The sequence below is a fragment of the Selenomonas sp. oral taxon 478 genome (genome assembly GCF_001189555.1).
Lineage (GTDB): Bacteria > Bacillota > Negativicutes > Selenomonadales > Selenomonadaceae > Centipeda > Centipeda felix.
This window is the reverse complement of record NZ_CP012071.1, coordinates 17,634-32,651: the sequence shown is the minus strand read 5'-3', so window position 1 is coordinate 32,651 and position 15,018 is coordinate 17,634. Positions and strand designations below refer to the sequence as shown.

Annotated in this window: 17 protein-coding genes; 16 read left to right on the top strand and 1 reads right to left on the bottom strand. The window is 57.4% G+C overall.

Translation table 11 applies throughout. From position 1 onward, the window contains the following. The first annotated feature begins 18 nt into the window (after positions 1-18). The 11 genes from ADJ74_RS00180 to purD all read left to right on the top strand — a co-directional run bounded on the left by ADJ74_RS00180 (position 19) and on the right by purD (position 9,718). Positions 19-1,083 (top strand): LCP family protein, encoded by a 1,065-nt coding sequence (locus ADJ74_RS00180; RefSeq protein ID WP_050340946.1) that lies wholly within the window; start codon positions 19-21, stop codon positions 1,081-1,083. 3 nt (positions 1,084-1,086) lie between these two features. Next, on the top strand, positions 1,087-1,431 hold the full coding sequence (gene rsfS, locus ADJ74_RS00175) for a ribosome silencing factor (protein ID WP_050340944.1): 345 nt from the start codon (positions 1,087-1,089) through the stop codon (positions 1,429-1,431). Positions 1,432-1,434: 3 nt separating this feature from the next. Continuing rightward, positions 1,435-2,334 carry a S1 RNA-binding domain-containing protein gene (locus tag ADJ74_RS00170; protein ID WP_050340942.1) on the top strand — a complete coding sequence of 300 codons (900 nt, stop codon included), beginning with the start codon at positions 1,435-1,437 and terminating at the stop codon, positions 2,332-2,334. An 88-nt stretch (positions 2,335-2,422) separates the two neighbouring features. Next, positions 2,423-3,373: a chemotaxis protein gene (locus ADJ74_RS00165; RefSeq protein ID WP_050340940.1), complete on the top strand. Its 951-nt coding sequence runs from the start codon at positions 2,423-2,425 to the stop codon at positions 3,371-3,373. A gap of 105 nt (positions 3,374-3,478) precedes the next feature. Further along, positions 3,479-3,967, top strand: coding sequence for a 5-(carboxyamino)imidazole ribonucleotide mutase (purE, locus tag ADJ74_RS00160; RefSeq protein WP_009442369.1), 489 nt, complete (start codon positions 3,479-3,481; stop codon positions 3,965-3,967). Positions 3,968-4,006: 39 nt separating this feature from the next. Beyond that, positions 4,007-4,720 carry a phosphoribosylaminoimidazolesuccinocarboxamide synthase gene (gene purC, locus ADJ74_RS00155; RefSeq protein WP_050344128.1) on the top strand — a complete coding sequence of 238 codons (714 nt, stop codon included), beginning with the start codon at positions 4,007-4,009 and terminating at the stop codon, positions 4,718-4,720. A gap of 5 nt (positions 4,721-4,725) precedes the next feature. Further along, complete coding sequence (purF, locus tag ADJ74_RS00150) at positions 4,726-6,177, top strand: amidophosphoribosyltransferase (protein ID WP_050340937.1); 1,452 nt, start codon at positions 4,726-4,728, stop codon at positions 6,175-6,177. A gap of 6 nt (positions 6,178-6,183) precedes the next feature. Then, on the top strand, positions 6,184-7,233 hold the full coding sequence (purM, locus tag ADJ74_RS00145) for a phosphoribosylformylglycinamidine cyclo-ligase (RefSeq protein WP_050344126.1): 1,050 nt from the start codon (positions 6,184-6,186) through the stop codon (positions 7,231-7,233). Continuing rightward, the gene (gene purN / locus ADJ74_RS00140; RefSeq protein ID WP_050340935.1) at positions 7,226-7,858 is read left to right on the top strand and encodes a phosphoribosylglycinamide formyltransferase; all 633 of its coding nucleotides are present in this window, start codon (positions 7,226-7,228) and stop codon (positions 7,856-7,858) included. The genes purM and purN overlap by 8 nt, the downstream gene beginning before the upstream one ends. After that, on the top strand, positions 7,855-8,448 hold the full coding sequence (locus tag ADJ74_RS00135; RefSeq protein ID WP_050340933.1) for a hypothetical protein: 594 nt from the start codon (positions 7,855-7,857) through the stop codon (positions 8,446-8,448). Before purN ends, ADJ74_RS00135 begins: the two co-directional genes overlap by 4 nt. A 10-nt stretch (positions 8,449-8,458) precedes the next feature. Then, a complete protein-coding gene (purD, locus tag ADJ74_RS00130; protein WP_050340931.1) occupies positions 8,459-9,718 on the top strand; it encodes a phosphoribosylamine--glycine ligase in 1,260 nt (419 codons plus the stop codon). A 58-nt stretch (positions 9,719-9,776) separates the two neighbouring features. On the opposite strand, the gene ADJ74_RS00125 is transcribed toward purD, so the two are convergent. Further along, complete coding sequence (locus ADJ74_RS00125; protein WP_050340928.1) at positions 9,777-10,682, bottom strand: metal ABC transporter substrate-binding protein; 906 nt, start codon at positions 10,680-10,682, stop codon at positions 9,777-9,779. 287 nt (positions 10,683-10,969) lie between these two features. Here ADJ74_RS00125 and rpsU point away from each other — a divergent pair, with 287 nt between their 5' ends. The 5 genes from rpsU to guaA all read left to right on the top strand — a co-directional run bounded on the left by rpsU (position 10,970) and on the right by guaA (position 14,979). Further along, on the top strand, positions 10,970-11,152 hold the full coding sequence (gene rpsU / locus ADJ74_RS00120; protein ID WP_005841552.1) for a 30S ribosomal protein S21: 183 nt from the start codon (positions 10,970-10,972) through the stop codon (positions 11,150-11,152). Positions 11,153-11,215: 63 nt separating this feature from the next. After that, positions 11,216-11,659, top strand: coding sequence for a GatB/YqeY domain-containing protein (locus ADJ74_RS00115; RefSeq protein ID WP_050340920.1), 444 nt, complete (start codon positions 11,216-11,218; stop codon positions 11,657-11,659). 107 nt (positions 11,660-11,766) lie between these two features. After that, positions 11,767-12,903, top strand: a complete 1,137-nt coding sequence (gene recA, locus ADJ74_RS00110) for a recombinase RecA (protein WP_050340918.1) — start codon at positions 11,767-11,769, stop codon at positions 12,901-12,903. Further along, a complete protein-coding gene (locus tag ADJ74_RS00105; RefSeq protein WP_050340916.1) occupies positions 12,900-13,403 on the top strand; it encodes a regulatory protein RecX in 504 nt (167 codons plus the stop codon). The genes recA and ADJ74_RS00105 overlap by 4 nt, the downstream gene beginning before the upstream one ends. 19 nt (positions 13,404-13,422) lie before the next feature. After that, positions 13,423-14,979 carry a glutamine-hydrolyzing GMP synthase gene (guaA, locus tag ADJ74_RS00100; RefSeq protein WP_050340914.1) on the top strand — a complete coding sequence of 519 codons (1,557 nt, stop codon included), beginning with the start codon at positions 13,423-13,425 and terminating at the stop codon, positions 14,977-14,979. The last annotated feature ends 39 nt before the right edge of the window (positions 14,980-15,018 follow it).

Here is a 15,018-nt window from a genome sequence, read left to right as displayed (position 1 = left end):
AAAAGGGGGAGAGGGGCGTTGTCCGATTATGATACGGAGGATCTCGCGGCACAGCTGGCAAGCGAAAACTCGCGCGAGAACATAAAGCGACGCCGCACACAGCGTGCACGCCGCCGACGCATGGCCGTTCTGCGCGGACTTGTTCGCCTGATCTGCACGGTCTTTCTCCTCGTCTTTGTCGGCATCTCGGGCTATTATCTGATCGGATGGGGCGTTGAGGCGTACCATGATATACGGGAAATGTATGAGGCCTATCTCGTCCGTCAGGAGGAAAATCGCGGCGAGGTCGATGTGCGGTTTGACGGCTATACGAATGTTCTCGTGCTCGGCCTCGACGATGCAGTAAATATGGACGAAGCACCGGAAAAGCGTGCGGATGCCATTCTGCTCATGAGCATGGAGAATGCGACGGGCAAGGTACGCATCCTCAATATCCCGCGCGATACGTGGGTGCCCATGGCACAGGGGAAGGGGGAGACACGACTTTCTCACGTCTATGCAGTGGGCGGAGCACCGTTGATGGTGCGGACGATCAATCAGATGTTTGACATCTCGATTCATCAATACGTTGTCATCGATATGGATACCTTTGAGAAGATTGTCGATGCCGTCGGCGGAGTTGATCTCTATGTTGAGCGGGATATGGACTATGACGATCCGGAGGCGGGGCTTTCCATTCACATGCGTCAGGGCTATCGGCATCTCGATGGAGCGGAGGCGGAACAGTACCTGCGCTATCGCGGGGATGATCTCGGCGACCTCGGGCGCACGCAGCGGCAGCAAAAGTTTGTTAAGGCGTTTTACGCCAAGCTGCTCCGTGTCGATACGCTGCCCAAGATCCCGCAGCTTGCCGATATACTGAAACAGGATGTCACCACGAGTGCCGAGCTCTTTGACTCGGTGCACATCGGGAATGTGGTGCGAAAGCTGAATGCACAGCCGCCGCGCACCATCATGCTGCCGGGCGATTTCGCGCGGGATGATGATACGGTGTGGATTATGGATCGTGCGGCGACCGATAAGATCATACGTGAACTCTTTCCGTCGGAGGAGACGGAAGGTGAGCAGAAGAAGGAGGAGTAGAGTTTGACAGAGCAGGAAAAATGCCGCGTGATTCAGGCGGCAGCGGATGAAAAGAAGGCGCGCGACATCGTACAGATGGATATGGTCGGACTGATGTCCACCAACGACTATTTCATTATATGTTCGGCGAATACAGCGACGCAGGTGCGCGCGATCGCAGACAACATCGAGGAGAAGATGGAGGAAGCAGGGGTGAGCTTTCTTCACAAGGAGGGCTACCGTGAGGGCGAGTGGGTGCTGCTCGACTACGGCGATACGGTGGCGCACATATTCCAGCAGGATGCGCGCGAGTACTATGCGCTGGAGCGGCTCTGGGGCGATGCCGCACTCACGCCCTATGAGGAGTAGGACGTGACGGAGCGGCAAAACCCCGCGCCTGTGCACCGTAAATACGGCCCAAGTCAGGTGGCGGAACTCACTGCCGTGCGCGAATCCGAGTGGGGCATCTTTCTGGATGCGGAGACGGGCAATACGAGTGATGATATTCTGCTGCATACGATGCAGCAGACTGCACCGGTGAAGGTGGGCGACCGCGTCCGCGTTTTTCTCTACCTCGATCCGAAACGGCGGCTAACGGCGAGCATGCGTACACCGCGCATGAAGGAAGGGCAGGTCGCACGCCTGCGCGTCATCAACGTGACGAAGGAGGGCGCCTTCCTCGATGTCGGGGCAGAGCGCGGTATCTTCCTGCCATACGCGGGGATGCGCGGACGGCCGCAGGTCGGTGAGGTCGTCTGGGCGAAGCTCTATACGGATAAGTCCGGGCGCCTTGCCGTAACGATGGAGGTGGAGGATGAGCTGCGCCGCGCCTCACGTCCCGCCGAAGGGGTGCGCGTTGGCGATCGCCTGAGAGGATCCGTCTATAACATTACGGAGCGTGGCATCTTTCTCTTTACCGAGGAGCGCTATATCGCATTCATCGATCATCAGGAGGCTCCGCGGCGGCTGCGCGTCGGCGAGACTGTCGAGATCCGCGTGACGTATCTGCGTGAGGACGGGCGGCTGAACGCGTCCCTGCGTCCCCCGAAAGAGGAAGCGCGTACGCTGGATGCTGACCGTCTGCTCGCACTCCTAGAGGAACATGGCGGAAAGATGCCGTATACGGACGCGACATCTCCTGCGGTGCTCAAGGATCGTTTCGGGATCAGCAAGGCCGCGTTTAAGCGCGCGCTTGGGTATTTGATGAAAGAAGGCCGTGTATACCAGCAGGACGGCTGGACATATTTGTCACAAGAAAATAAAATGAATTAGTTTTTTCTTAATCAAGGAAGGATTTTTATTCCAAAGGGCGAATAGAGAGCATAGCGAAGAATGTAGACGTGCAGGGGGAGAGAGATAAATGGCAGATACGGTAACCGAAGAGAGAAAAGGCATCCTGCTTGAGACAGGAACGAATGAATTTGAAATCGTTGAGTTCAGCATAGGGAAAGTGAACTACGGCATTAATGTCGCGAAGGTGCGCGAGGTCATTACGCGTGTGCCGGTGACTGCCATGCCAGAGGCCCATCCCTATGTCGACGGCTTGTTCACGCTGCGCGGCAAGGCGATTCCTCTTGTCAATATGGCGCGCTGCCTCAACCTCCAGACGTCGGACGAGCTGCAGAACATCATCGTGACAGAGATCAACAACTATGACATCGGTTTCCTCGTTGGCAGTGTTTACCGCATACACCGCATCTCGTGGAAGAATATGGAGCCGGCACCGAATGTCGGTGAAGGGTCGCGCGTGGTCGGCATCATCAAGATGGAAGATCGCATCGTCCTCCTGCTGGACTTTGAGACGATCATCGCGGAGATCAATCCCGAGATCAACCAGAAGCTCACGACGGTTGCCGAGGCCACCCAGGATGCCAAAACGCGGCGCGGTACGGCGCATATCGTCATCGCCGAGGACTCCAAGATGCTGCGTGAACTCCTTGTGACGACGCTGCATGAGGCGGGCTACAAGTTCATCCGTGACTTTGGCAATGGACAGGATGCGTGGGAGTATCTGCAAGATCTTGCACGGAAGAATGGGCCGATCGAGAATCATGTCCGCATCATCATCTCCGATGTCGAGATGCCGAAGATGGACGGACATCGCCTGCTGAAGCTCGTGCGCGAGGATAGCCGCCTCGGTGAGGTTCCGCTCGTTCTCTTCTCCTCCCTCATCAGCGAGGAGATGAAGCGCAAGGGCGAGAGCCTTGGCGCGTCGGGACAGGTGTCAAAACCGGAGATCAATCAGCTGATCGATCTCTTGGATACGCTGGTCTTCGGCGAGCCCCTGCACGATACGATCAAAGAAGATTGAGACTTCATTTATGGGACTGCTGTATTCTGCGATACGGCGGTCCTTTTTCGTTCTATTGACATGGATTTGAAATCCCGCTATCATAGGCATGAGGAGATGATAATAATGAAGGTAGCAGTTTTGATGGGCAGCGATTCTGATTGGCCGATTCTGAAGCCGGCAGTTGAGCTCCTGAAACACTTTGGCATTGAACCGGTCGTGAAGGTGGCATCGGCGCATCGTACGCCATCCATCGTTCGTGATTTCGTCATGGAGGCGGATCACGACAAAGAATTTGCCGCATTTATTGTGGCGGCAGGGGCAGCGGCACATCTCGCAGGTGTCGTGGCAAGCTATACGATTAAACCGGTGATCGGTGTTCCGGTCAATGCGACGCCGCTGAACGGGATGGATGCTCTGCTCAGCACGGTGCAGATGCCGTCGGGCGTACCCGTAGCGACGATGGCGGTCAATGGTGCGAAGAATGCGGCGATCTTTGCGGCGGAGATCCTCGCCGTATACGATACTGCCATCGCCGAAGCACTTATGGACTATCGGGAAAAGATGGTGCTGGAGGTCGAGAAGAAGGCAGATCGCGTCGCGGCACAGCTTTAACAAATTTTTCTATTGCTTGAGAAGAAAGGCAGGATGACAATGGAGCGTAAAGAGGCTCTTTATGAGGGTAAAGCAAAGATCATCTATGCGACGGACAATCCAAATGAGTATCTCGTCTACTACAAGGACGATGCGACGGCGGGGAACGGCGCGAAGCGCGGGACGATCGTGGGCAAGGGCATCATGAACAATAAGATGTCGGCGTTCTTTTTCGATCTGTTGGCGAAGGAGGGCATCGCCCATCACTATATCTCCATGCCGAGCGAGCGTGAGATGATCGTGAAGAAGCTTACGATTGTTCCGCTTGAGGTCATCATCCGCAATGTGGCGGCCGGCTCGCTCGCCAAGCGCCTCGGGCTCGAGGAGGGCGTACCGATGCCGTTTCCGGTCATCGAGTACTGCTACAAGAACGATGATCTCGGCGATCCGATGCTCAACCGCTATCACATCCGCGCCATGAAGATCGCGACGGATGCGGAACTGGACGAGATCGAACGCATGTCGCTGAAGATCAATGATATCCTCACGAAGTTCCTCAAGTCCAAGAAGGTGGATCTCATTGACTTCAAGCTGGAGTTCGGCAGAGATGCTGACGGGAAGATCATTCTCGCCGATGAGATTTCGCCGGATAACTGCCGCTTCTGGGACAGCGACACGAAGGAGAAACTGGATAAGGATCGTTTCCGCCGCGATCTCGGCAACGTAGAGGATGCCTATAAGGAGATGCTCCACAGGCTGACGGGAGAAGCATAAGAGCGATGTACGAAAAAGTGCCAAAGTGGAAGGAAGAGTGCGGCATCTACGGCGTGTATTCTCCGACGGAGGATGTGTCCGAGATGACGTATCTCGGTCTCTTTGCGCTCCAGCATCGCGGGCAGGAGAGTGCGGGTATTGCGCTGACGGACGGTGCATGGATTGACGTCAAAAAAGGGATGGGGCTGGTGACCGAGGTGTTTCGCTCGGAACTGCCTCATCTTGACCATGCCCAAATTGCCATCGGTCATGTGCGCTATGCGACGACGGGGTTCAGCCTCGCTGCAAATGCACAGCCGCTGCGCGTCAACTATGCCGGCGGTGCGCTGGCGCTGGCGCATAACGGCGACCTCACCAATGCCGCATGGATTCGCCGCGACCTTGAGAGCAAGGGTACGGTGTTCCAGACGACGATCGACTCAGAGGTCTTTGTCCATCTGATCGCACGCTCACAGAAGGCGACCATCGAGGAGCGCATATTGGAGACCGCGCAGAAGGTACGCGGCGCATTCTGCCTGACCATCATGACGGAGAACAAGCTCATCGGTGTGCGCGATCCGCAGGGCTTTCGTCCGCTTTGTATCGGACGGACGGAGGAGGGCGGCTGGGTGCTTTCCTCCGAGACATGCGCGCTCGATGTCAACGGAGCTTCCTTCGTGCGCGATGTGCTGCCGGGAGAGATGGTCGTCGTGGAGAACGGCGCACTTAGGTCCTACCGTTTCACCAATGGGCAGGATGTTGCTTCCTGCATCTTCGAGTACATCTATTTTGCACGCCCCGACTCGATCATCGATGGACAGAGTGTTCATGCAGCACGCTTCGAGATGGGGCGTGTTCTGGCGCGCGAGTCCGGGCTTCGCGGTGATGTGGTCATCTCGGTGCCGGACTCGGGAACGACGGCAGCGACGGGATTCGCCTATGAGACGGGCATCCCGTTTGCGGAGGGCCTCATCAAGAACCGCTACATCGGACGGACGTTCATCCAGCCGACGCAGAAACAGCGCGATACGGCGGTCAAGCTGAAGCTGAGCCCCGTGCGCTCTGTTGTTGAGGGAAAGTCCGTCATCATGGTGGATGACTCCATCGTGCGCGGCACGACGAGCGGCAAGATCGTACGGCTCCTGCGGAATGCCGGAGCGCGTGAAATCCATGTCTGCATCAGCAGCCCGCCGATCACCGATCCCTGCTACTACGGCATCGATACGTCGGTGCGCAAGGAGCTGATCTCGGCGACGAAGAGCCTTGAGGAGATTCGCGATTTCATCGGTGCGGATTCCCTTCACTTCATCTCCATCGAGGGATTGCGGACATGCGTACCTGCCCTCAATCCGGATCATATGTGCTACGCATGTTTTAACAATCAGTACCCGGTTCCCGAGGAGGATGCCGCCCTCGACGCGGGCGACGCGATCACGCGTGAGCAGCAGCGGCTTGCACAGCGCGAAAGGGGGATGTAAGTGTCCATGGAAAAGATGACGTATCGTGATGCGGGGGTCGACATCGATGCGGGCAACGAATCCGTATCGATGATCAAAGACAGCGTGCGTGCGACCTATCGTCCGGAGGTGCTCGGCGATCTGGGCGGCTTCGGCGGTCTGTTTGCCCTGCGTGCGCAGGACTATCGTGAACCCGTGCTCGTCTCCGGAACGGATGGAGTCGGGACGAAGCTGCGGCTTGCCTTCCTTCTGAATCGGCATGATACCATTGGGCAGGATGCCGTGGCGATGTGTGTCAACGACATCCTCGTGCAGGGGGCAGAGCCCCTGTTTTTCCTCGACTACCTCGCCGTCGGCAAGCTTGAGCCAACGCAGGTTGCCGATGTGGTCTCGGGTGTTGCCCGAGCCTGCAAGGAATCCGGCTGTGCGCTCATCGGCGGTGAGACGGCGGAGATGGCGGGGTTCTACCCCGTGGGTGAGTACGATATCGCGGGGTTTGCCGTCGGTGTCGTCGAGCGCGAACGCCTCATCACGAGTGCGCGTGTGAAGGCAGGAGATGTCCTGCTCGGACTGCCTTCCTCGGGCGTACATTCCAACGGATACTCCCTCGTGCGCAAGATCGTCTTTGAGCACAAGGGCTTTCGCGGCGATGAGTATATGGAGGAATTGGGACGCAGCATCGGCGAGGAGCTGCTGACGCCGACGCGTCTCTATCCACAGGTGTGCCTGCCGCTGATTCGTGAATTTGATCTTCACGGTATGGTGCACATCACGGGCGGCGGTTTCTATGAAAACATCCCGCGTGCCCTCCCCGATGGGATGGGCGCGGAGGTCGATTCCGCTGCGTGGGAGATGCCTGCGGTCTTCCGCCTTCTGCAGGAGTGGGGCAACGTTGACTGGGCGGAGATGTACCGCACGTTCAACATGGGGATCGGCATGGTGCTCATTGCCTCTGAGGAGGAGGCGGCACGCATCGAGGCGCATCTCGGTGCACAGCATGAGGCGGTCTTCCGAATCGGACGCGTGACCGAGGGCGCACATGAGGTGACGATCAAGGGCGGTGTCTTTGATGCCTAAGGAAAAAATCGGCGTGCTCTGCTCGGGGCGCGGGTCGAACCTTGCGTCCATCATCGACGCTGTGGAGCGCGGAGACATCCGTGCGGAGATTGCTGTCGTCCTTGCGGACAAGGCGGATGCCTATGCGCTCACGCGTGCACGGGAACATAGCATCCCTGATGTTGCTGTTGTACGCAAAGCGTACGCTGCGCGCGAGGACTTTGAGCGCGCCCTGCTTGAACAACTGCACGCGCACGGGGTCACCCTCGTCGTGCTGGCAGGGTTTATGCGAATCCTGTCACCGCTTTTCGTGCGTGCCTATGCGGGACGCATCCTCAATATCCACCCCGCTCTGCTGCCAAGTTTCCCGGGGGCACATGCCCATCGAGATGCATTGGCCTACGGGGTGAAGGTCAGCGGGTGTACGGTGCACTTTGTGGATGAGGGGACGGACTCCGGCCCCATCATTCTTCAGGCGGCTGTTCCCGTGGCCGAGGGAGATACGGAGGACAGCCTTGCCGCACGCGTTCTCAAGGAGGAACATCGGATTTTTCCTGCAGCAATTCGACTCTATGTCGATGGCAGACTTCGTACAGACGGCAGACAGGTGCATATCCTGCCCCTTGCCGAAGGAGGAGCATTATGAAGATAAAACGTGCCCTGATCAGCGTATCCGATAAGAGTGGTGTCGTCGAATTCGCACGGACACTGCAGAAGGCAGGCATTGAGATCGTCTCCACGGGTGGGACGATGAAGGCACTGCGTGAGGCGGGGATTCCCGTTATCTACGTCAGTGATGTCACGGGCTTTCCCGAGATCATGGATGGTCGCGTCAAGACGCTGAATCCCCTCGTCCACGGCGGGATTCTCGCTGTGCGCGGTAATCCGGAGCACGAGAAGGCGCTGCGGGAGCTGAAGATCACACCGATTGATCTCGTCGTGGTCAATCTCTATCCCTTTGTGGAGACTGTGGCAAAGCCTGACGTTACACTTGCCGAGGCGGTCGAGCAGATCGATATCGGCGGTCCCGCGATGATTCGTGCTGCAGCGAAGAACTTTAAGTTCGTCACCGTCATTACGAATCCGTCGCGCTATGCAGAAATCGCTGCGATGATCGAAAAAGACGGTGCGGTGGACGGCATGACGCGGATGCGTCTGGCGCAGGAGGCGTTTGCTCATACGGCAGAGTATGACAGTGCCATCGGCGCATATCTCTCACAGCAGATAGAAAAATGAGGAAGACGACGTGAATATTCTTGTCATCGGCTCGGGCGGGCGCGAGCACGCCCTGTATTGGAAACTCTCGGAAAGCCCGCAGACGGAGCAGATTTACGCCATCCCCGGAAATCCCGGAATGGGCGCGTCGGCGGCGATTGCCCTTGACGATCATGCGGCGATTCTGCGTTTTGCCAAGGAGCACGAGATCGGGCTGGTCGTCGTCGGCCCCGAGGTGCCGCTGATGAATGGGCTGGTGGATGAGCTCGAGGCGGCGGGCATTCGTGCCTTTGGCCCGCGCGCGAACGCAGCGGAGATCGAGGGCTCGAAGTCCTTCGCCAAGGGTCTCATGAAAAAGTATGGAATCCCGACGGCGCGCTATGAGGTCTTTACCGCGGCAGAACCCGCACGCGCCTACATCCGTCAGGAGGGCGCTCCCATCGTCGTCAAGGCGGATGGCCTTGCGGCAGGCAAGGGCGTTATCGTCGCCATGACGGAGCAGGAGGCACTCGATGCCGTCGATGCCATCATGGAGGATCACTCCTTTGGTGATGCGGGGGCACGCGTCGTCATTGAGGAATTTATGGAGGGGGAGGAGGCATCCCTTCTCGCCTTTACCGATGGGACGACGATCCGTCCGATGATCAGCGCGCAGGATCACAAGCGTGCCTATGACGGTGACCGCGGACCGAATACGGGCGGCATGGGGACCTATGCGCCTGCGCCAGTCATGACACCGGAGATGACGGAGCGTGCCGTGGAGGAGATCCTAAAGCCGACCATCGCCGCCATGGCGAAGGAAGGACGCATCTATCGCGGCTGTCTCTATCTTGGTCTGATGGTGACGGCGGATGGCCCGAAGGTCGTGGAGTTCAACGCGCGGTTCGGTGATCCAGAGACGCAGGTTGTTCTTCCGCTTCTCGACAGCGATCTCGTGACAATCATGTGTGCCTGTGCAGACGGAACTCTCGCCGACGTTCCCATCCGTTGGAAGGACGGCGCGGCAGTCTGTGTCGTGCTTGCCTCGGGCGGCTATCCGGGACATTATGAAAAGGGACAGGAGATCCATGGGCTTGCCGACGCCGAGGCGATGGGTGCACTCGTCTTCCATGCCGGAACGGCGATGAAAGATGGGAAGCTCGTCACCAATGGCGGACGCGTGCTCGGCGTAGTTGGGCGCGGTGCGGATATATCCTCCGCCGTCGATGCCGCCTATGCCGCTGCAGCGAAGATCTCCTTTAAGGATGTCTACTATCGCAAGGATATTGCACATCGCGCACTCGGACGATAATTTCACAGAAAAAGAGCTTGCCGTGTTCGGCAAGCTCTTTTTCTATATGTGTATGCTGTTATTGAAGGGCTTCCTTCAGCACTTCCATATTCTTCTTCATGGTGTCGATGTATGCATTCTTTGCCGCAGGCGTTGCTTCTCCCGTGACGACGGGATCGAGCGTATAAATCTTTGCGCCCGTCTCACGTGCAATCGTCTCTGCGGCGGCAGGGGAGTACTGCGGCTCGGTAAAAAGCACCTTGGTCGGGAGTGCATTTACCTGCTCGATGGTTTCCTGCAGCTCGCTCGGTGTCGGCTCCGTCCCCGGCTCGCGCTCGACGACGGCAATGATGTTCAGATGGAACTCCTTCGCAAAGTAGGGGAATGCCTCATGGAACGTCACGATGTCCTTATGCGGAACATGGTCAAGCGCGGCGTGCATCTCTGTTTTCAGTGCCGTGAGCTTTTCGATGTAGGCGGCAGCATTCTTTTCATAAGCGTCTGCGTGGGCAGGATCAGCTTCCTTCAGCTGATCGGCAATGTTGCGCACCTGCGCGATGGCGTCGGTGACGCTCAGCCAGACGTGGGGGTTATCGCCCTCGTCGTCGTGGATCAACTCGATGCCGCGCGACGCATCGATGATCTTCATGTCCTTCTGTGCGCCCGTTACCTTGTCCATGAAGTCCTCCATGCCGGCACCGTTGATGACAAAGGCATCGGCGTGTTCGAGTGTCTTCATATCCTCAGTCATGAGCTGGTAGTCGTGCAGGCAGCCTGTCTGCGGCTTCGTCATGTTGGTGACCTCAACGCCGTCCACTCCGTCCGTGATGTTGATGGTCGCCAAATACATGGGATAGAACGACGTGACAATGCGGAACGGTTTCTCCGCTTTCTTCTCCGCGGGCTGCTGCGATCCGCCGCAGCCGAGGAGTGCTGTCGTGAGGAGGACGAGCAGCAGGGATAGGATCTTCGTTGTGATTTTCATGGATACAGCTCCTTAAAGCACTGAACATTTGGTAGATTGGTGAAACGATGATAGGAAAATGATACGCCATAGTGAGATAGATTGTCAATAGGTAAAGCACAAAATATAGAAAATTTTTATCAATAGACACTATATATAAATAAATGTTCAGATGTCGATGGAAGAAGCATGCTCCGTTTTGTGAAAATTTGATTACATGATTGACACGAATTATCTTCATGGAGTATAATGACAGAGCATCATTTTTGGATGCAAAAATACTCCGCGCGTGGAGGGAGGGGAAATGCATGGCAAATGAAATCAAGGTCGGCAAAAATGAGTCGATCGATAGTGCTCTCCGCCGCTTTAAGCGTATGTCACAGAAGGCCGGTACTCTTGCCGAAGTTCGTAAGCGTGAACATTACGAGAAACCGAGCGTTCGCCGCAAGAAGAAGTCTGAGGCGGCACGCAAACGCAAATACAGGGGCTGATTGCATAAGGCATCCGTGGCGCAGTGCTGCGGGTGTTTTTCTTTTTATGAAAGGATGAGAGCAATGTCACTTATGGAAAAGCTCACAGCGGATATGAAGGAAGCCATGAAGCAGGGCGAAAAGGAGCGCCTTTCCGTCATTCGCCTCGTGCGTGGCGCGGTGCGTCAGGCGGAGATCGACGGGAAGAAGACGCTCACGGACGATGAGGTGATCGGTGTCATCTCGAAGGAAGTGAAGATGCGCCGCGACTCCATTGAGGAGTTTGCACGAGGAAAGCGCGATGATCTTGTCGCCAAGACCAAGGCGGAGATAGATCTCCTCATGCCGTATCTGCCTGCTCAGCTCAGCGTCGATGAGGTGAAAAAGATCGTGGCGGACGTTGTCGCCGAGGTCGGTGCCGAGACGGCAAAGGATATGGGCAAGGTGATGGGCGTTCTCATGCCGCGCGTGAAGGGACGTGCGGACGGCAAGCTCATCAATGAGATCGTGCGTGCCCATTTGAAATAAATTTTTTTCCGAACATATCCCCGCATTCTTTTCTTTGACAAAGGAGCGGGGATTTTTATATAATTGAGCGAGAACAGTCTTTCACAGGAACGAACAAGGAGATACAGATGGCAGAAAAGGACAAGCGGGCAAAAACCGATAAGTCGATGACGCGTGAGGAGGCACTCGAGAATGCTCTGCGGAACATCGAGAAGGCGCATGGCAAGGGCGCGATCATGCGCCTTGGTGAAGCCAAGGCGAACATGAACGTCGAAGTGATCTCCACGGGGATATTGCCGCTCGATATCGCACTTGGTGTTGGCGGCATTCCGCGCGGACGCATCATCGAGGTGTTTGGTCCCGAGTCTTCGGGCAAGACGACGGTCACGCTGCACATGATTGCCGAGGCGCAGAAGGCTGGCGGCATTGCGGCATTCATCGACGCAGAGCATGCCCTCGACCCAGAGTACGCACGCAAGCTTGGCGTCAACATCGAGGAGCTCCTCATCTCGCAGCCGGATACGGGCGAGCAGGCACTTGAGATTGTGGATGCGCTCGTGCACAGTGCCGCAATTGACATCATTGTCGTGGACTCGGTTGCGGCTCTTGTGCCGAAGTCCGAAATCGACGGCGATATGGGCACATCGGTGGTCGGCCTGCAGGCGCGACTCATGAGTCAGGCAATGCGCAAGCTGACGGGCATCATCAGCAAGACGCGTACGGCTGCCGTCTTCATCAATCAGCTGCGCGAGAAGATCGGCGTTACCTATGGCAATCCGGAGGTGACGACGGGCGGACGTGCGCTGAAATTCTATGCATCGGTGCGCATTGATGTGCGTCGCGCCGACTCCATCAAGCAGGGTACGGAATCCCTCGGCAATCGTACGCGTGCCAAGATTGTCAAGAACAAGGTCGCACCGCCCTTCAAGACAGCGGAGTTCGACATCATGTATGGGGAGGGCGTCTCACGTCTCGGCAGCATCATTGACATGGGCGTTGAGCTGGACATCGTGGATAAGAGCGGTGCATGGTTCTCCTACGAGGGAACACGCCTCGGACAGGGCAAGGAAAACGCCAAGGCGACCCTTGAGGAAAAACCAGAGATGATCGCCGAGATCGAGGAGAAGATCCGCACGAAGCTCCTCGTCGAGGGTGCGAAGCCGAAGAAAAAGGGAGCAGGTAAGAAGACGGCTGCCACTGAGGCAGCAGCGCAGGATCCTTCGGATCTGCCGGAGCAGGATCCGCCGATGGGAGAAGATGAATGAGGCCTGCGCAGGCTGAAGCAGGGCGTGGGGGCAAAAAGCGGGAGGAGCGCACAGCCCTCATGACAGCAGTGGATTATCTTGCGCGTCAGGCACACAGCGAAAAAAAGCTGCGGGAAAAGCTGATGCGCAAGGGCTTTCCGACGGAGGAGATCGATGCCGCGATCGCGCGCCTGATCGAGCGACATTATCTCGATGATGCCGATCTCTGTGCGCAGCAGTTCATGTACCTCTATCAGGAGAGCCGCGACTCGGTGCGGCAGATCTGTGCAAAGCTCATCCATCGCGGTTTTGACCATGATCTCGTGTGGAGCGTCGTCCCCGAGGATACGGATGAGCGTGAGACGACAGCAGCGGAGCGCGTCCTTGCCATGAAGTACAAAGCAGGCGACAGGGAACAGAAGATGATGGCAACGCTCTGCCAACGGGGCTTTTCGGTCGATGTGGCACACAGTGCCGTTCGGCACTTTAGGGATTCTTTTGCCGAGGATATGGAAGAATAACGTGAGAAGGGGAACGAAGATGAACAGACCCGATGCCGCAGAAATGATCTTGGTGCTGGACTTTGGCGGACAGTACAATCAGCTCATCGCGCGCCGCGTGCGTGAGAACCATGTCTACTGCGAGGTGCATCCGCATACGCTGCCATTGGAGCGGATTCGCGCACTCGCTCCGCGCGGCATTATCCTGACGGGCGGACCGAACAGCGTCTATGGTGAGGGGGCTGTTACCGCCCCCAAGGATCTCTTTGCCCTCGGCATCCCCGTGCTCGGTATCTGCTACGGAGCACAGCTGATGGCGCATCTCTGTGGTGGACGCGTGGAGACGGCGCCGACGAGCGAGTACGGACGTACGGAGGTGGAGATCGTCGACACCTCGTCGCCTCTCTTTCAGGGGATACCGCAGACGAATGTCTGCTGGATGAGTCATACGGACTACATCAGCGGACTGCCGCACGGCTTTCACGTGACGGCACGCACGCCCGTCTGCCCCATCGCGGCGATGGAGAACCCCGCCGAGCGTCTCTATGCCGTGCAGTTCCATCCCGAGGTGATGCACACGGAGCACGGGACAGAGATGCTGCGCAGCTTTGTCTATGATGTCTGCGGATGCACGGGAACGTGGCGCATGGATTCCTTCGTGCAAAAGACCATTGAGGAACTGCGTCAGCAGATCGGCGGTGGGCGGGCTCTCTGTGCCCTGTCGGGCGGTGTGGACTCCTCCGTCGCCGCCGTGCTCCTCTCCAAGGCAATCGGCAGTCAGCTCACCTGCGTCTTTGTCGATCATGGTCTCCTGCGCAAGAATGAAGGCGATGAGGTCGAGGCCGTCTTTGGGCGTGGCGGCACCTATGATGTCAATTTTGTCCGCATTAACGCCCGTGATCGCTTCTATGCGCGGCTTAAGGGCGTAACGGAGCCAGAACAGAAGCGCAAGATCATCGGCGAGGAGTTTATCCGCGTCTTTGAGGAGGCGGCGCGCGAGATCGGTGCGGTGGATTTCCTCGTGCAGGGGACAATCTATCCCGATGTCATTGAGAGCGGACTCGGAAAATCTGCTGTGATCAAGTCGCATCATAATGTTGGCGGACTGCCCGACCATGTGGACTTTAAGGAGATCGTCGAGCCGCTGCGTCTCCTCTTTAAGGACGAGGTGCGTGCGGCGGGGCGTGAGCTCGGTATCCCTGACTATCTCGTCGACCGTCAGCCGTTTCCGGGGCCAGGCCTCGGCATCCGCATCATTGGAGAGGTTACGGCGGAGAAGGTACATATCGTTCAGGAGGCAGATGCCATCTACCGCGAGGAGATCGAGAAGGCGGGCATCCGCAAAAATCTCGGGCAGTACTTCGCGGCACTCACCAATATGCGTTCCGTCGGTGTCATGGGCGATGGGCGTACGTATGACTATGCGATTGCCCTGCGCGCCGTTGAGACCAGCGACTTCATGACGGCGGAGTCCGCGCAGCTCCCATGGGAACTTCTCGCACGCGTGACCACGCGCATCGTCAACGAAGTGCGCGGCGTGAACCGCGTGCTCTACGACTGCACGGGGAAGCCGCCCGGAACGATCGAGTTCGAATAATTAAAAACAGCGCAGAGTTCCTTATATGTCAAGGCTCTC